The following is a 14,352-nucleotide window of genomic DNA, read 5'->3' as shown; positions in this document are numbered from 1 at the left end:
CGTGAGGCATGGCCATGATGCATGCTGCTAAAGTCTAAATAACTTAAATAGCTGAAGATATGAGCTCTTCATCACGATCCTTTGATTCTCTAGTTCAAGATCTTAAGCATCCAAATCCGAATATAAAAGATGAAGCATGTGTCTTGATGGCCGAGAACTATCAAGAGCTGGCGATGCCCTATCTCTTCACTCTTTTGCATGATCCTGACCCAGCGGTGTATCGCACTGCTGTAAAGGGTCTTGGCACGCTTGGTCATTGCACGCTGCCTGATTTAATCCAACTCTTCAAATCGTCTGATAATGGAACGATAAGAGCATGTTGTATTAAAGCGCTCGTTCAAATTTCCGTTAATTACCCTGAAATTGCTTTCCCATCAGATGTAATTCCAATGTTAGAAAAAGCGTTGGATGACTCTAGTCCAGTTGTAGCTCAGTCAGCATTGATGACCCTTGGATATTTGTCTAAAAATGATTTGGAAAAAAATCGTGTAGTACCTCTACTAGTGCAAGCTTGTGATCGCTCAAATATTGCACATGTGCAGGGTGCTGCCATGGCTTTGGCGGAGCTCGATTCCCCTCTAGTATCTGAATGTTTAGAGAAGTTGGCACTCGATGAATCAAAAGATCCACTTATTCGAGAAGTTGCACAGGCTAGTCTTGCAAGGCGAGAGAGTCTCAATTTAGCTTAATTCTTGCTATCCAATCTTTTCGAGTTGATTGATTGCAACTTTGATCACTGACTTGGCTTGATCATTGCCCTCTAAAGAAAGGGCTTCATGTAAGTTGCTAATCGAAGATACTGCCTCTGTTTTCATTAAGGCTAAGGCTGTGTTAATTCTTACTTGACTGTCTTCGTCTTTCAGTAGCCTGCAGAGTTCATTAATTATTTCCTCGAGCTCCAGAGTCTTCCCAGTAATTGTTGCAGCCTCAGCACGTACCTCACTTGCGTCATCATTTAAGGCTCGAATTAGTAGTTCTTTGGCATGATCATTCGTGCCTGAATGCACTTGTTCGGCCAGTGCTGTAAGGGCCGCTATTCTTATCTCAGGATTATTTGATTGGGCGGCTTGGTTGAATGCATTAGGAGCTTTTGATCCGGCAAAGCTCAAGGCAAGGTTAATCAGGCCAACCTGAAATGCGCTGCACTTGTTATCAGTCAGTATTTCTAGTAGTGGTTCAATCGCAGGTTCCCCAATAGTTGCCATTGCGCCAGCTGATGAGCCTTGTACGACAGGGTCGTCATCTGTTCGAAATGCTTCAATTAGATTTGGCAATGCTACTTTACTGCCAATAATATTCAGTGTTTTTGCAGATGCGCGTCGGATTAAAATATTGGGGCTGTTCTTTAGGGAATCGCAAAGTAAGGGAATAGCTGCTGCCCCGATATTCCCAAGACTTTGTGCAAAGGTGAGGCGGAGAGCACCTCGTGGATCCCCGAGCCCAGCCACCATCTTTTGGATTGATTCTTGATCTGAACTTGGTACTATCTGCTCTGCGAGTTTCAGTTTTAACTCTTCGGCTAGTTCGTACGCTTCTTGCTCTGTAAGTTGCTCTACCGCATTGATTGGATGACTAGATGCTTCTGCGGCCACAGTCCCCTTGATTGGCGTTCTGACTCAATCTAGTTCATCATTTTAAGGCCGAACTCTTTTGTTGTAATGAACGACGTCCATAAAAAACCCTTCCATTTAAATGGAAGGGTTGAGGGTGTGTGATTGCTTTCTCTTGACCTTTAACAGATCAGAAGTGACAACCAAATGGGCGGAAAGGTACGTAATCCGTCATCTTCGGAGTGTTGTGCCCTGTGTACTTCTGTTGAGGAAGTTTGGCAGGAACCCGAGTGATTGCCGCGTAGCTGAAGAAGGAGGCAGGTTTTACATTTTCCCGTGCTGCAATGGCAAGGGGATTGATGGTTCGGCTGTTGCGGCCTTGTGCGTTGTCGCTGACGGCAACCTTTGTGCCGCCAAGTTCCCGCATCAGATTGAAGGAGCGTGTGAACATTCCTGCGTAAGAATCGTGAGTTCTTTCGTAAGGAACGATGTCTGAACCGAAAACCTCTGTGTATTCAGCAGAGTCGGTCAGCTTGTCAATCAGAGCATCAAAGCCTTGTTCTGCTTGAAGTTTGATATGCTCCTGAACTTCTCCTTGGTTCAGAGGAGATCTGCCAAGAAGGTGTTTAAAGTTCAGTTCGATGCCACGTTGGGCTCCAACGGCATGAAAGAAATTAGCCTTATAGAAATCCGACTTGGCCAATCCATTAATGAAATCACGAACTGTGATTTCACCGTTCAATAGACGTGCCTCAAGTGACGTTTCTCTTTGGCTTTCTCTGGGGTGTAGGTTCCCAAGTACTTGACGATAAGCAGCCGCGATCACTCGTTCAAGAGCTTCTGCATTGTCGGGACTGTACTGATCGAACACTGATCCGAAGGGGCATTCGGCGTGCAGCCGGGGTCCAATCCCAATCCCCATTGATGCACAGTGTTGCCGCTTGTATTCAGCGCGAACTCCTGCGACTGTTCTGTGTGATGTGTTTTTACCGGCTTTGTTTTTTGTGGAGTAAGCAGCGGGTCCGGTTCGAGTAGCCGAAGTGAGAGACTTCCGGCTGGTTTCTGTGCCGAGCATGATTTGTGAGGGGGTGATGTTGTGGACGGTTCGTCACATCTCCCTGAAGGAATTACAGGTCTTGTAAAAACCTTTTGGTCAAAGTGACGTTCTCTAGAGATTCAATCTTTGTTTGTCGGCTAAATAAAATTGTGCAGACTTTTAATGTTTGATTGTTGCTTTGCAACTGGTAAAAAAAAGGGTGGGCATTGCCCACCCCTTTGTTTGCTGTGTTTTAACAACAACCAAGCTGATGATCAGCCCAGTGAGTTGATCACATAGTCAAGCAGGGTGTTGTAGGAGGTCAGAGCCTGTGGGCTCATGTCGCGAGGGGCGCAACCGTCGTTGCGCATCTGCGAGAAACCAGCCACATAGGTGCCAGCGTCGATGCTGAGCGCCTTGTAGACCTCTTTTTGGCCATTGATAGCCAGCTCATCCAGGGGGCCGGTGCCGCCGGTGACCAAGCAGTAGTTGATCAGACGCAGGTAGTGAACAAAGTCACGCTTGCACTTCTCTTTACCTTCAGTTGCGCACTGGCGTGGCTGACGGCCAGTTGCACCGTTGGGGTACTGGGCGTAGACGGCGTCAACAGCGCGCTGGGCGATGGCGTCGTAGTTCTGGGAGAGCTTTTCAGCGGCTTCCAAACGTGCAGCAGCACGTTGGATTGAACCCTGAACTGACTCCATGTCGGAGGAAGAAGGGAAGCGGGAAGCGCTATCGGCTGCGCCGACCACGGTGGTGATGACGGACTTCATTTTGAGGAAGTAAGTAGGTGTGGACGTTTAATAAAGACGTGGCTCAGCTGATGGCGCTGATCACCTGGTCGAAGTAGCTACCTGCTTCAGCAGACAGGCTTGCGCAGTCACCCTGGGTGACAGCAGCTTTCTTGGCCTGGCTGTTGGTGTTGGTGATCAAGGCGCTAGAAGCGGCCTTCATGATGGCGACTGCGCGGGCAGCGGAACCAGTAGGAACGCCCAAAGCGGCGTAGGTCTCACGAAGACCATTCAGGCAGCGGTCCTGAAGAACAGAAGCATCGCCAGCAAGAAGGGCGTAGCTCACATAGCGAAGGACGATTTCTCCGTCGCGCAGGCAAGCAGCCATTTTGCGGTTGGTGTACACACCACCGTTAGGAGCGGTAAGGCCGGTGTTCTCACAGCAGATGCCAGCAACAGCGTCGGAGACGATGCAAGCGGCGTTGCCAGAAATAGCGTTCACTGCGTCAAGGCGCTTATTGCCATCAGCGATGAAGGATTTCAGAGAGGCCAGCTCGCCTCCGCCGATGAAAGCACCGCTGGAATCGGCCGATACGGCCTTCCTGGAGAATGCGTCGAGCATGGTTGTGGGAGTGTTGTTGGGGGAATGCGAATCCGCATCGGGTTGACAGTAACCCTGGTTTCTTGCCTCCCAGCTCAATGCAGATGTGTGGACAAGAAAGTTTGCATTCGCTAAATCTGAATAAAATATGAATTAAAGCGAAATGATCTCGCTTTTACTCAAGAAGTCCTGGCTTGATTGGGAATTTGCGTTTATGACAACTGTTGAAGTACCCGTTCGCAGCTCCATCTAAGGGGTGTCCATTTGCTCTCGATCTGGATCTCCCTGAGTAAGTCGACTTGGTCTGAGAGGTTCAGGCTCAGACAAGCCCAGGCCGCTGCAACCCTCGACTTTGCATACTGCGGCAGTGTTTCAGCAAGTGCTGTCCGGACCAGATTGCTGTGTTCATCAACTTTCTGAAGTCCAATAACCGATGTCAAGAGGTAGTTCGCGCCGTAATCACTCCAATGCTTGGTCTGAATCTGTTCAATCGCATCAATTTGTTGTTGCTTCTGCATCCTCATCAGGCTTAGTGCACCGCCGTATTGCTTGCCTTCATCGCGATGTTGCAGATTCTTTTCGATCTCAATAGTTTCCCCCTCACAAATCCAATCGTTCTGTAAAGCGAGCGTGGAAGGGTCGTCTCGTAGTAGTTGCTCTAGGAGGCCCATGTAGTCGTCAGGGATTAGACCACTCTTCTCGGGATCGACCAGCTGAAAGGCGCTTTTTGCCCTCAACGGCATTGAGACTGGGCAAGTGACCAGATGACGCAGCAAGCTGGCATCTCCAGCGTCGCCAAGGTCGATCACAGCTGATCGTCGTCGTCCCGCGACGGGATCAGTGAGTTGCTTGACTAGCGGCTCAAGGGATTCAACCTTCCCAAGAACTTTGGCGGTGTAGGCCCGGGCTGCTCCAGCGACCAAGGGATTTTCATCGTTCTCAAAGGCTGAGATTGCTTTTTCCCCCGTTGAAAGCTTGAGCCGAGTGTGAGCTTGGATCGCCGATCGCTTTTGGTTGTCACTGCTTTGCAGTGCCTCAAGGAGTTGATCGCTTTGGTCTGCGGTGAGTGGGGATCCGATCTGCGCGATCGAGTCAAGCGCGTTGATCACTGAAGGTTCGTCATTGAAACGCAGCGCACTGAATAAGCTCGGTAGCGCTTTCTCGTCTTTCCTGCGGCCGAGCGCTTCCAGAGCTTTTCTGCGTGTGATTCTGTTGATGAGGTTTTCAGGATCGAGTTGTACGGCTGCAATCAATCCCTCTAAAGAGCGTTCGCTTTGGCAAGCAGCAAGCTTGGTTGCCGCCATATATTTGTCAACAGGATTGGGAAGATCGTCAGGGTTTGTCGTTAATAACAATAATGCTTTTTCCTCTGGCATTCCTTCAAACAAAATGTCAAATCTCTCAGACATGACCATCACCGAATCCAGTGTATAAAATTAGCACTTCAGGTAGAAAGGCCCTTTCGCCACAACAGATCCTTGGTGTGGACACAGTCGCATTTCATTTTTCTGAGGTGATGAATGCGGAAGAGTTTTATCTGTTAATCTCTATCCAACAGCTGGTATGAGATGCCTGTCGGAGCTGAAGCTGAATTGGCACTGTCACGCTTCGTTGACACCATGTGTGGTAATACTCAGGTTCAGGATGATTTGAATGATGTTGACGATTTAGAGAAGCTGCGTGTTGTTGTTCAATCTGTCGAGTCTTCACTCACAGGGGCAGCATTAATTCCCCTTGAACAAGCGACAAGACCCCCAAAGATTCTCGTAGATTCCGGTGTGGCAGCTCAGGCAATGCCTTGGCGTTTGTTGCGTTGTACCGGTGGCCCATTGGTCTTGCAACTTATCTGTAAGAAGGCTAATTTTGCGATCTGGATAGAGAGTTGTTGATGTCAATCGAGGCTTTAAATTGTTTTTTAAATGATGTGGTCCGATTTCATGAGTTAGCGACAGGACTCAAAGCACTGTCTAGTCATGATCAGATTATTGCTTTTGGCCAAAGCCAAGGGTTTGATTTCACCGAGAGTGAGTGGAATACCCTTATTAATCAGGATTTTGAGCTTCAGTCAGACTTAATTCAGCAATCAATTCTGTCTGCGAACCCAGCTCACTGGTCGTGGGCATTTCGACAACACACAGTTTGGAGGGCTATGCTGATGGATGGTGCTGGCGATGGAAGTGCCTAAAGCCAGCGATCTTTGCAAACTAGTTATTTGTTCTTATGTCTGATTTAGAACAAGATCAACTCCTCGAGCGTTTCATTGCCTTGGCTAGAACAGATGACAATCTTCGCGATGAAATCAAAGGTGCCTTAAATCAAGATGAGGTGATTTCCATTGCAGCACGTCATGGTTTTGCAGTGGATTCTTTGGCAATTCTAAGAAAATGGAGCAAGCACACCGACTTTGCAAAACCAACATGGATGGGATGGTTTGATGAATAAAATCAGCTGTTGATTTCCGAGTAACGCGTTTGATGGTTTCCTTTTTTCGCCCAATACGTAACGAACTCTTCTCCGCCTGGGCGTGGAACACTGGCTATTGCTCTTAAGATTTTGAAGGATCGATTTAGACCCATTGGCCAATTGCCAACAGCTTTGATTGCGCGGACTTTTCCCCCCATAGATTCAATACAAAGTTCAAATTTTTCTAATTGTGTTTGATCAACAGTCTCAAAAATAAAATCAGTCCCGTCGCATATCAAATGCTGCGAGCGAATCCAGGCTTTAATTTGCTTCCCATAATCAAGCATTCACGATTCCTTCTGGTTTATCCAGGAAGATGAAATGAGTTCAGAAAAACTCTCGATCCGTTTGAACCGAAGAGGTCCATGCTCAGAACCCCATTGTGGTTGATCGGTTGCAGGGTCAAAGCCACGATCACGGCTGATCCAGGTTTTTGCATCAACTTCGACTTCGCTTACTAAATAAGTAAGAGTCCCATTTCTAGGGACTAAACATTTTTTTCCGGGTTCTACTAATCCGATATATTTTCCGTCGCTTTCTTCTTTGAAATGCATTGCGCATCCGCAACGGCTTTTAAGACTTGTTTTTTCAAGGGATTCAAGTAATTCAGGATTGCTTCCGGAGCCAGCCAATCGGTCCTTATTGGCAAAATCAAAGTTTTCAACAACGAAGGTATCATCTTTTGTTTTTAGTCGATGAATCCCTTGGCGATAAGGGTTCCATCTGGCGTAATCATAGAACTGCTCAGAATAAAATCCAGGTCCTTCAAAGATTTCCCAGGGTAATGGACGAAATACTATATTTATGCGAGCAAAATCTTTTGGATTAACTTGTGCTTGCTCGTAATTGTCATAAATTCCTGCGAGTGTTCTGGCAAATCTAAGCTGCTGTTCTATTTTCATGATTCAACCTCTTTCTAAACTTTAATTCTTCGAACTTCTGATGCGAAAGATGATTGGAGGATTCCAGATCCTTCTGATGTCTTTAATACGGAAGAGCGACAACGAACATGCTCGGATACGAACCAAATCCTTTCTTGAGCAATAGATTGCTCGTAATTAGTTTCTAGAATGAATGTTCCATCATTGAGAAATCGATAGCTGGATTCTGCAGGAAATGATTCTGCATACCCTACGCTTCTTAGAAGATGTCCTGATGTTTGATCTTTAGGGATCGGGATGATAATGCACGAACCTGAGGATACAGCTGTTGGATCATCCGGTTCCCAGTCACTCTCTGCATTCCATTCCATTTTAAATGGAGAAATGTAAGTGCTGTCATCTGGCTGAGATGAATTTTTTATCGCCTCTTTGATTTCTTTGTTATCCGTATCGAATTGCGTAATGGTGATCTCGCTGAGAACATCTTCGAACTGTTGAAAAGCCAATGAATGTCCAGATCTCATCGATCGCCATTCGCCCAGGCTTTGAGCAACAAATTGCTCAATATTCATCTTGATGGAGGGCTGATCGACTGTTGTCGTGTTGTGTATTGGGCAGATTGCTTTGCATCATGTTCACCAAAGAGTCGACCATCATCGACATGGCCATTGGTACCGATGACACAGATTCATTAAAGGCTGCGCTTTGATTGTGTTGTGGTCCTGTGTTGTGGCTAAGGATGGGCATTTTAAAAATTAAGAGGACGTTTGACGAAATGCTTGAGAGATCGAAACCTGGTAGGGAATCGACTTGCTAGGCCTATGCCAAATCATCGCCGATCTCTTTGGCATGTGGCCGATAAAGGCTCGGTTCGTTAAGCCTTCGAAATAGAAGAAATCCGTCCACCCTGCTTAAGGATGCTTTGGATCGTTGCCGACATGGAGGTCTGACTTACAACCGACTTCTGAACAGCCCGCCGGTTGGCGCCAATTTGCCGCCCTGAAGTCCATGTGATTCTGAGGGCATTGGCATTGCCGACGCTCTTGCGGTTGATGATGTCTGGTGAACTTCCTGTTGAGAGGCTGTTCAGTAGTTTTGATCCCTTAGTGGCACCATCAAACCCTGCATAGCCAGCGTCAACAGCTGCGGCACGCGGAAAATTAATTGTTCTGGCACCGCTAACGGTTTGAGTTGATCTGTTGTGGGGTACTTGATCAACACCGAAAACTTGCAGATATTCATCGCTATAGGTGTAGCTGGCAATTTCAGCCTCGTATCCCTGATCGTTCATTAAACGAACGTGCGCCATCAGTTCTGCTTGATCATGCGGTGCTCGTCCAAGCATGTGTTTGAAGTTGAGCTCAACAAAGCGGTAAGGACTGTTTGGCTCAAGAAATAGCTTTCTGTAGGTTTCTGATTGTGCCAAGGCTGTGACGAAACCTTGAACGGTTAGATCACCATTCATGAACAAGGCTTCGAGTGATTTATTCACATCTAGCTCCATCAGATGACGGTTGCCAAAAACCTGTTTGTAGATCGACTGAATAACCTCATCGGCATGGCCGAGGTCAGTATTGGCAGGCGCGACCAGTGTTTTGGTTTCCGTCATTGTCTGATGAAAGTGGGGGGAAAGTGTTGGCTTTAGCCCCCCATTGAATTGAGAGGCTATTGAATGAAATGCAAGATCAATGCGTCAGTTACATCACTTCAGTGATGGAAACAATCTTGCCGCCACGGGCATGGATGTATTTCATCTGGCTCGACATGTCTTTGCCGGATACCAAATACGTGTTCCCTGCAGTGCGTTGGCGTCCACGGGCTGCTTGAGCACCAACCACAATCCGGAAACGCTTCTTGGTGGGATCGGGCGCACCAGACTGTGTACCAGTCCGGTTAATCCGTGTGGTTGTGGAACTCCAGCCTCCAGGAACCGTTCCAGTTGCCACGGACGTTACGAGGGAAGAACTGGTTTGAACGGTGTCGCTAGCAGCGAAGCCTTCAGCCAGTTTCAGGTGACGGTTGAAGGCCACTTGAGAGCGTCCGTTTTCAGACAGGATCCGGGCGAATGGAACGGTGTCTTCCCCGAAGGTGCTCTGGTATTCCTCGCAATCGACGTAGCTTGCGATTTCTGCGTCGTAGCCACCTTCGGCCAGGATTTTGGTGTGCAGACTGATTTCAGCTTGGGACTTCGGAGCCCGACCGAGGAAGTGCTTGAAGTTCAACTCGATGAAGCGATATGGAGCGTTCGTTTCGAAGAAACGGCGCTTGTATTCAGCCGACAGTCCAATGGCACGGACAAATTCACGGGTGCTCAAGTAGCCGTCGATGAATTTGCTTTCCGCTGAGATGGCACGCTCAAATTCCATCAGATGGGGGTTGCCCATCACTTGTTTGTAAGACGCGCGAATCAATGCTGCGAGTTGATCGGGGCTGTCGCCGGGGCAGCGTTGGTAGGTTTCTTGTTCGCGCTGGCCTAGGCCGAAGAACACGTAGGAATCGCCCCTCATCGGTGCATTGTCTTTCCCGCTGGTCACGCCAGGTGCTTTGCTTGCGAAGCGAGCACCGCCCCCTGCAGATGGGCGGACGCCAAATGGTTGTGACGGGACGCTGATCCGGGGAGCCATGCCACGGCCCAGGCTTGTCGTGAGTGAGCTGCTACCGCCGCGCGCACTGTCGCTTCCCGCAAAGCTTTTCTCCAGAGCGGCCAGCATGGGGAATGCCGCTGTTGAGAGATCTGCGGGGGAGCTCCATGAACGTGCATAGGGAACCACGTTGCTCCCAAAGACTTCGAGGTATTCGGCCGAATCGACGATGCTGTCGATCACAGCTGCTTGCCCGTGCTCTGCTTGCAGGGAGATCTTTGCTGACATTTCTGCTTGGGAGTGCGGTGCGCGCCCTAGCAGGTGTTTGAAGTTCAGCTCAATGCCGCGTTGAGGGGCAACGGATAAGAAAAAGCGGCTTTTGTAAAAGCTTGATTTGGCAAGTCCGCGAATAAAATTGCGAACGTCGATGTCTCCATTGCGCAGTTGAGCTTCAAGCTCGGCGCAACGTTCGAAATCCATCACATGGGCATTACCAAAGACTTGTCGGTATGCGGCAGAGATGACGTCACTCAGCGATGCCGAGTCGTCTGGGCTGTAGCACTCTGCGGTGACGCGGTGAGGGCAATCGGCATGACTGCGAGGTCCAACCCCGATCGCCAGTTGATCGCATGACTGCTTGAGGAACTCACCAATTGTGAGAGCAGGTTTTTTGCTGACTCCTTTGCGCTCAAAGCTGACGGGGCTGCTCCATTTGGTTTCTGCGCCGAATCCTTTTGAAGCTTGAGTTGTGTCCATGGTTCAGGGGAGGGGGGAATGGTTGGGGAAAGTGACGTCGAAGAAAATCCTGAACAGTTCAGGTCACCGGAGTGATGCTTGCGATTTTTCCGCCTTCGCGGTGAATCCGAATGAATTGCTCAGAGAGCTTGTTAAAGGGCACGTAATAAACGCGGTTGCTGCGCACATAGCGGGAGATGCGGCGCACATTGTTTGCGCTGTATCCCGTTACTTCGACGCGGTAGGTCATGCCTTCTTCGCCTGCGCCCACGCCAAGACGGGTTGGAGCGTCCTGGAGATTGCGGGACGGACGGAAACTCCAGCCTGAGGTTTCGCTGGAGGATGGTGGAACGACCGCAAGAGGGCGGTTTTGATAAGCAGCACCGCCAAGCTTGCTGCTGATGCCGGCGAGATCACCTTTCAGGCTGCTGCTGCTGTTGCCCCGCAGAAGTTGGAAACTCCAGGTGAATTCTTGAAGGGTGGTGCAGCTTTCAGTTTTCCAGCCGCGTTGGTAGGGAACGATCCATTCTCCGAATGCGTTTTGGTAGTCGTCGCAATCCAGAAAGCTATCGATATCTGCGTCGTATCCCTTGGCATCAAGCCGTTCGGAGTGGTCGCGCATCTCCTGGAAATCGATGGGTGCGCGACCCATGAGATGACGGAATGCCAACTCGATGTAGCGGTATCGAGCGCATGTCTCGAAGAGACGACTGCGATACAAATCACTCTTGGCGATCCGGCGCACGAATTCCCGAACGCTGATCTCACCAAGCTTGAATTGCGATTCGGGAACAAGCTGACGCTCGCTCTCCATCACATAGGCGTTGCCAAGCACTTGCTTATAAACAGCGCGAATAATCTGCTCCTTCTTGGCGTCGTCATCGCCTGGGAGAAGTTCTAGTGGCGCTTCACTTTCTTCGGAGAAGCGTTCTACCCCCAGAAGCGAGGCAGGTCCAAAAGGCATGAATTTTCTCGCGTTAGCACCAGGCAATACTCAGTCAGAAGTGCTGATGTAGAACAGCTTCTTTATAAACCTCAATCAAGTATTGCCAAGTGTTGCGTGACGCATCAATTTCTTGCCCTCGCAAGGGCTTTGGCTGCCTTTTTGGGGTGAGTGGTTTGAGTTCGTTCAGCGCTGGGGGCTGAGAAGCGATTCCAGGCTTGTTCGTGTAGTGCCGCGCGTTAACGGATTCCAGTGATCCAGTTCCATTGCCGATCGATTCAACAGGTTGGTGATCTGAGCATTGAGCCCTGAGCAATGGCTGAAGTCAGCCCCTTTGATGGATTCAACGCTGTCTAGAGCAGCGTCTTGGAGATCAGCACCACGGAAATCAGCGAGATCAAGTTGGCTCGTGCCAAACCGGGTCGCCCGGCACATCGCGCCGCGAAGAGTGGCGAAACGAAGGTCGGATCCAGCTAAAGACACACCATCGAGCAGTGCACCACTCAGGTCGGCACCGCTGAGGTAGGCCCCCATTAAGACAGCTCCCCGTAGGTCAACACCGCGTAGATCGGCATTGTTCAGAAATGCCCCATTGAGCTTGGCTCCCGGGCCGACGGCTCCGCTGGTGAATAGGTCAAAACCATTGGGCACTGTCGTGGCATTGTCAAAACGAGCAAGCCTCAGGTCTGCTCCCTCCAGTTGGCAGCGACTTAAGTTGCTGCCTCGTAGGTCGCATCTGCATAAATTGGCGTTGCGAAGGTCTTGCTCGCCAAGATCTTGTTCGCTCCAGTTGGCCCCCCGTGCATCGATGCACTCGCCCTCGAATTGTTGTGGACGAACTGTTTCTGGTGCAACCCAGGTGCGCAGATTGAGAGCCACCGTTCCAACCATCAGAGAGTCAGCTGCGAACCATTGAGATCGCGATCGTAAGCAGCACCCTGGTGATCTCGAAGCCTCCAACAACGAAGAGACCCAACCAGACCTTGAGCAGCCATGCCGGTGGTTGTCCGTTAACCCACAGCGCAGAGGCTTGCAAAGTTTGGCCTTGCATATCGTCAAACTGAGCACTGGGAGCTCTCTCTTGCAGAGAGTCGCGCCAGTCCGCTCCGTAGCGGGGGAAGCTCTGATAAATCGGTCTCTCGCCGAGTGAGCGTCCTGGCAGGACGCGGGATCGTTGCTGCGGCACAAGGTCGTAGCCGAAGCTGCTCATGTATTCATCGCTGTCAAGGAGTGTGTCCACAAAGGTGGTGAATCCTTTCTCCCCAATCACGATCGACCAGGCCAAGCGCTCAGCCTCGCCATGGACGGGGCGGCCGAGCACACGCCCTACGACTTGATCCACCATCCGGTAGTTCGAGCTGCATTGGTAATAGCCCTGCTGAAACCGTTCAGAGAGCAGCAAGCCCCGGATGAAATCTCGAGCCGTGATGTTGCCGCTTCTCAGCTGCGATTCCAGAAACGGCTCACGATCGCTTCGCATCGCATGGAAAAAAATCTGCTGATATGCCTGCTCGATCAAATTGTCGACGTCGGAGCGATATGCATCAGCGCCGCCCGCAGAAGAACCCGTCAGCTCCGTGCGAACCGTGCTGCTATCCCCCGCCAGATTGCTCACCCGTGCGTTTTGTGTTGTGAGGGGATACACCTGCAGGGGCACTGCCATTGAAATGACGATGGGTAAAAATACTCGTTGGCGATCTTCGTTCCTTTCTCCGGGATTTGAACGAATTTCGTATCAGGACTTAACGCCAGTTTTGTTGAGTTCCTCGAGCAAGTGCCCAAATGATTCGCTAAGGAGTGGAGCTTCGATTGCGCCTGAAATCTCCTGTCTTGAAAGGACTTTCAGCTGTTTGAGGGCAATATTGAGACCTTCGATCGGCACCCCGACGTGGGCGTATAGGGCACGCAAAGCTCCCATTCCTTCTGCGTCTGTGAACAGGGGGCGTTTGCACGCAATGGCATAAACGATCACGCGAAAGAACTGCCAGCAGTCTCTCCAGCAGGCCTCAGCCCGTTCTGATGGGAAAAGCGCACCGCCCGATTGAACGAGATGCGGCTGCTCTTTTACAAGGAACTCACGTGCTTGCTGCACCAGGTGATTGGCTTGGCTCTGGAGCTGCTCGATGAGCTGAGCATCAACCTTCGAGGTTTGACAAATGTGTTGGATTTCTGTGGGTGATAGGGCGCGTTTCTCTTCATCCGCCATTCGCAAAATTTGGCGATCAAAAGCTGGAAGAGAAGAATCGTTCTGTAGACCCAACACCTGAGCTGATGCGATCAACTGCTTCAGCTCCAGATTATTTGGCATCGTCTTTGATCAGGCCTGAAAGGACGAAACGGGAGTGGCAATGAGCCCACCTTGCCGCTCTAGATAAAAAGCCCAGACAAGGTTTTCCCCTAATCCTGGGCAATGTTCGATCGCGATCTGCGCCACTTCATTGGACAATCCCATGGCTTTCAGGAGTTGCTGCGCTTCAGTTGCGGAACCGATGCTGGTGCCACGGATTGCAGACCCCACGACCCAGGTAAGCGTCGTATCAAAGAGATCACCTTCATTGTCTGCGCAGGCCAGCAGAAGGTTGGCTGGACTGATGATTTGTTCAAATGTTTCCTGCCAGAGCTCAATGTTTTCGTCTCGCAAGTTGATGCGAAAGCAGTCAGGACCTGCAGGGAAACTCAGCTCTCCGTTGGCATCGGCATGCTCTTGAAGTGCCTCGATTCTTGGATCTGCGAGACAGCTCATCCGCACTGATCAGAAGTCGTTCATTTAACCAGTGCCGCGGGGCTTTCCCTTTGAACTTGTCGCATTACAAATCGCGGTGGGTCAATG

The 14,352-nt window shown here is 50.0% G+C and carries 19 protein-coding genes; 4 read left to right on the top strand and 15 right to left on the bottom strand.

Features of this window, described 5'->3' with window-relative positions; genetic code table 11:
- The first annotated feature begins 59 nt into the window (after positions 1-59).
- Positions 60-689, top strand: a complete 630-nt coding sequence (locus tag SYNCC9902_RS12175) for a HEAT repeat domain-containing protein (RefSeq protein ID WP_011360656.1) — start codon at positions 60-62, stop codon at positions 687-689.
- Positions 690-695: 6 nt separating this feature from the next.
- Here SYNCC9902_RS12175 and SYNCC9902_RS09595 read toward each other — a convergent pair whose 3' ends face one another.
- The 5 genes from SYNCC9902_RS09595 to SYNCC9902_RS09575 all read right to left on the bottom strand — a co-directional run bounded on the left by SYNCC9902_RS09595 (position 696) and on the right by SYNCC9902_RS09575 (position 5,327).
- Positions 696-1,592 carry a HEAT repeat domain-containing protein gene (locus tag SYNCC9902_RS09595; protein ID WP_011360655.1) on the bottom strand — a complete coding sequence of 299 codons (897 nt, stop codon included), beginning with the start codon at positions 1,590-1,592 and terminating at the stop codon, positions 696-698.
- Between the two features lie 148 nt (positions 1,593-1,740).
- The gene (locus SYNCC9902_RS09590; RefSeq protein ID WP_011360654.1) at positions 1,741-2,625 is read right to left on the bottom strand and encodes a phycobilisome rod-core linker polypeptide; all 885 of its coding nucleotides are present in this window, start codon (positions 2,623-2,625) and stop codon (positions 1,741-1,743) included.
- A gap of 236 nt (positions 2,626-2,861) precedes the next feature.
- Positions 2,862-3,359 (bottom strand): class 2 C-phycoerythrin subunit alpha, encoded by a 498-nt coding sequence (gene mpeA / locus SYNCC9902_RS09585; RefSeq protein ID WP_011360653.1) that lies wholly within the window; start codon positions 3,357-3,359, stop codon positions 2,862-2,864.
- A 43-nt stretch (positions 3,360-3,402) separates the two neighbouring features.
- On the bottom strand, positions 3,403-3,939 hold the full coding sequence (locus SYNCC9902_RS09580) for a bleomycin hydrolase (protein WP_011360652.1): 537 nt from the start codon (positions 3,937-3,939) through the stop codon (positions 3,403-3,405).
- 191 nt (positions 3,940-4,130) lie between these two features.
- On the bottom strand, positions 4,131-5,327 hold the full coding sequence (locus SYNCC9902_RS09575) for a HEAT repeat domain-containing protein (protein WP_011360651.1): 1,197 nt from the start codon (positions 5,325-5,327) through the stop codon (positions 4,131-4,133).
- Between the two features lie 159 nt (positions 5,328-5,486).
- Between SYNCC9902_RS09575 and SYNCC9902_RS09570 the strand changes: the two genes are divergently transcribed.
- From SYNCC9902_RS09570 to SYNCC9902_RS09560, 3 genes are read left to right on the top strand one after another with little or no spacing between them, the layout of a single operon-like run.
- Positions 5,487-5,807 carry a hypothetical protein gene (locus tag SYNCC9902_RS09570; RefSeq protein ID WP_011360650.1) on the top strand — a complete coding sequence of 107 codons (321 nt, stop codon included), beginning with the start codon at positions 5,487-5,489 and terminating at the stop codon, positions 5,805-5,807.
- Positions 5,807-6,103: a Nif11-like leader peptide family natural product precursor gene (locus SYNCC9902_RS09565; RefSeq protein ID WP_041425183.1), complete on the top strand. Its 297-nt coding sequence runs from the start codon at positions 5,807-5,809 to the stop codon at positions 6,101-6,103. The genes SYNCC9902_RS09570 and SYNCC9902_RS09565 overlap by 1 nt, the downstream gene beginning before the upstream one ends.
- Before the next feature lie 35 nt (positions 6,104-6,138).
- On the top strand, positions 6,139-6,360 hold the full coding sequence (locus SYNCC9902_RS09560; protein ID WP_011360648.1) for a Nif11-like leader peptide family natural product precursor: 222 nt from the start codon (positions 6,139-6,141) through the stop codon (positions 6,358-6,360).
- A gap of 2 nt (positions 6,361-6,362) precedes the next feature.
- Here SYNCC9902_RS09560 and SYNCC9902_RS09555 read toward each other — a convergent pair whose 3' ends face one another.
- From SYNCC9902_RS09555 to SYNCC9902_RS09515, 10 genes are all read right to left on the bottom strand, one after another.
- Positions 6,363-6,668 carry a hypothetical protein gene (locus tag SYNCC9902_RS09555; protein ID WP_011360647.1) on the bottom strand — a complete coding sequence of 102 codons (306 nt, stop codon included), beginning with the start codon at positions 6,666-6,668 and terminating at the stop codon, positions 6,363-6,365.
- Positions 6,669-7,283, bottom strand: a complete 615-nt coding sequence (locus SYNCC9902_RS12170) for a chromophore lyase CpcT/CpeT (protein WP_011360646.1) — start codon at positions 7,281-7,283, stop codon at positions 6,669-6,671.
- Between the two features lie 14 nt (positions 7,284-7,297).
- The gene (locus SYNCC9902_RS12165; protein WP_011360645.1) at positions 7,298-7,834 is read right to left on the bottom strand and encodes a phycobiliprotein lyase; all 537 of its coding nucleotides are present in this window, start codon (positions 7,832-7,834) and stop codon (positions 7,298-7,300) included.
- 302 nt (positions 7,835-8,136) lie between these two features.
- Complete coding sequence (locus tag SYNCC9902_RS09545) at positions 8,137-8,871, bottom strand: phycobilisome rod-core linker polypeptide (RefSeq protein ID WP_011360644.1); 735 nt, start codon at positions 8,869-8,871, stop codon at positions 8,137-8,139.
- An 88-nt stretch (positions 8,872-8,959) separates the two neighbouring features.
- The gene (locus tag SYNCC9902_RS09540) at positions 8,960-10,600 is read right to left on the bottom strand and encodes a phycobilisome rod-core linker polypeptide (RefSeq protein WP_011360643.1); all 1,641 of its coding nucleotides are present in this window, start codon (positions 10,598-10,600) and stop codon (positions 8,960-8,962) included.
- Positions 10,601-10,658: 58 nt separating this feature from the next.
- Positions 10,659-11,543, bottom strand: coding sequence for a phycobilisome linker polypeptide (locus tag SYNCC9902_RS09535; protein ID WP_011360642.1), 885 nt, complete (start codon positions 11,541-11,543; stop codon positions 10,659-10,661).
- A 165-nt stretch (positions 11,544-11,708) separates the two neighbouring features.
- Complete coding sequence (locus tag SYNCC9902_RS09530; RefSeq protein WP_011360641.1) at positions 11,709-12,413, bottom strand: pentapeptide repeat-containing protein; 705 nt, start codon at positions 12,411-12,413, stop codon at positions 11,709-11,711.
- Between the two features lie 7 nt (positions 12,414-12,420).
- On the bottom strand, positions 12,421-13,185 hold the full coding sequence (locus SYNCC9902_RS09525; protein ID WP_011360640.1) for a phycobilisome rod-core linker polypeptide: 765 nt from the start codon (positions 13,183-13,185) through the stop codon (positions 12,421-12,423).
- A gap of 72 nt (positions 13,186-13,257) precedes the next feature.
- Entirely contained in the window at positions 13,258-13,830 is a 573-nt protein-coding gene (locus SYNCC9902_RS09520; protein ID WP_011360639.1) for a phycobilisome polypeptide, read from the bottom strand.
- A gap of 9 nt (positions 13,831-13,839) precedes the next feature.
- Complete coding sequence (locus SYNCC9902_RS09515) at positions 13,840-14,265, bottom strand: hypothetical protein (RefSeq protein WP_011360638.1); 426 nt, start codon at positions 14,263-14,265, stop codon at positions 13,840-13,842.
- Positions 14,266-14,352: the final 87 nt, after the last annotated feature.

The sequence above is a fragment of the Synechococcus sp. CC9902 genome (genome assembly GCF_000012505.1).
Lineage (GTDB): Bacteria > Cyanobacteriota > Cyanobacteriia > PCC-6307 > Cyanobiaceae > Parasynechococcus.
This window is presented reverse-complemented; position numbering and strand designations above follow the sequence as displayed.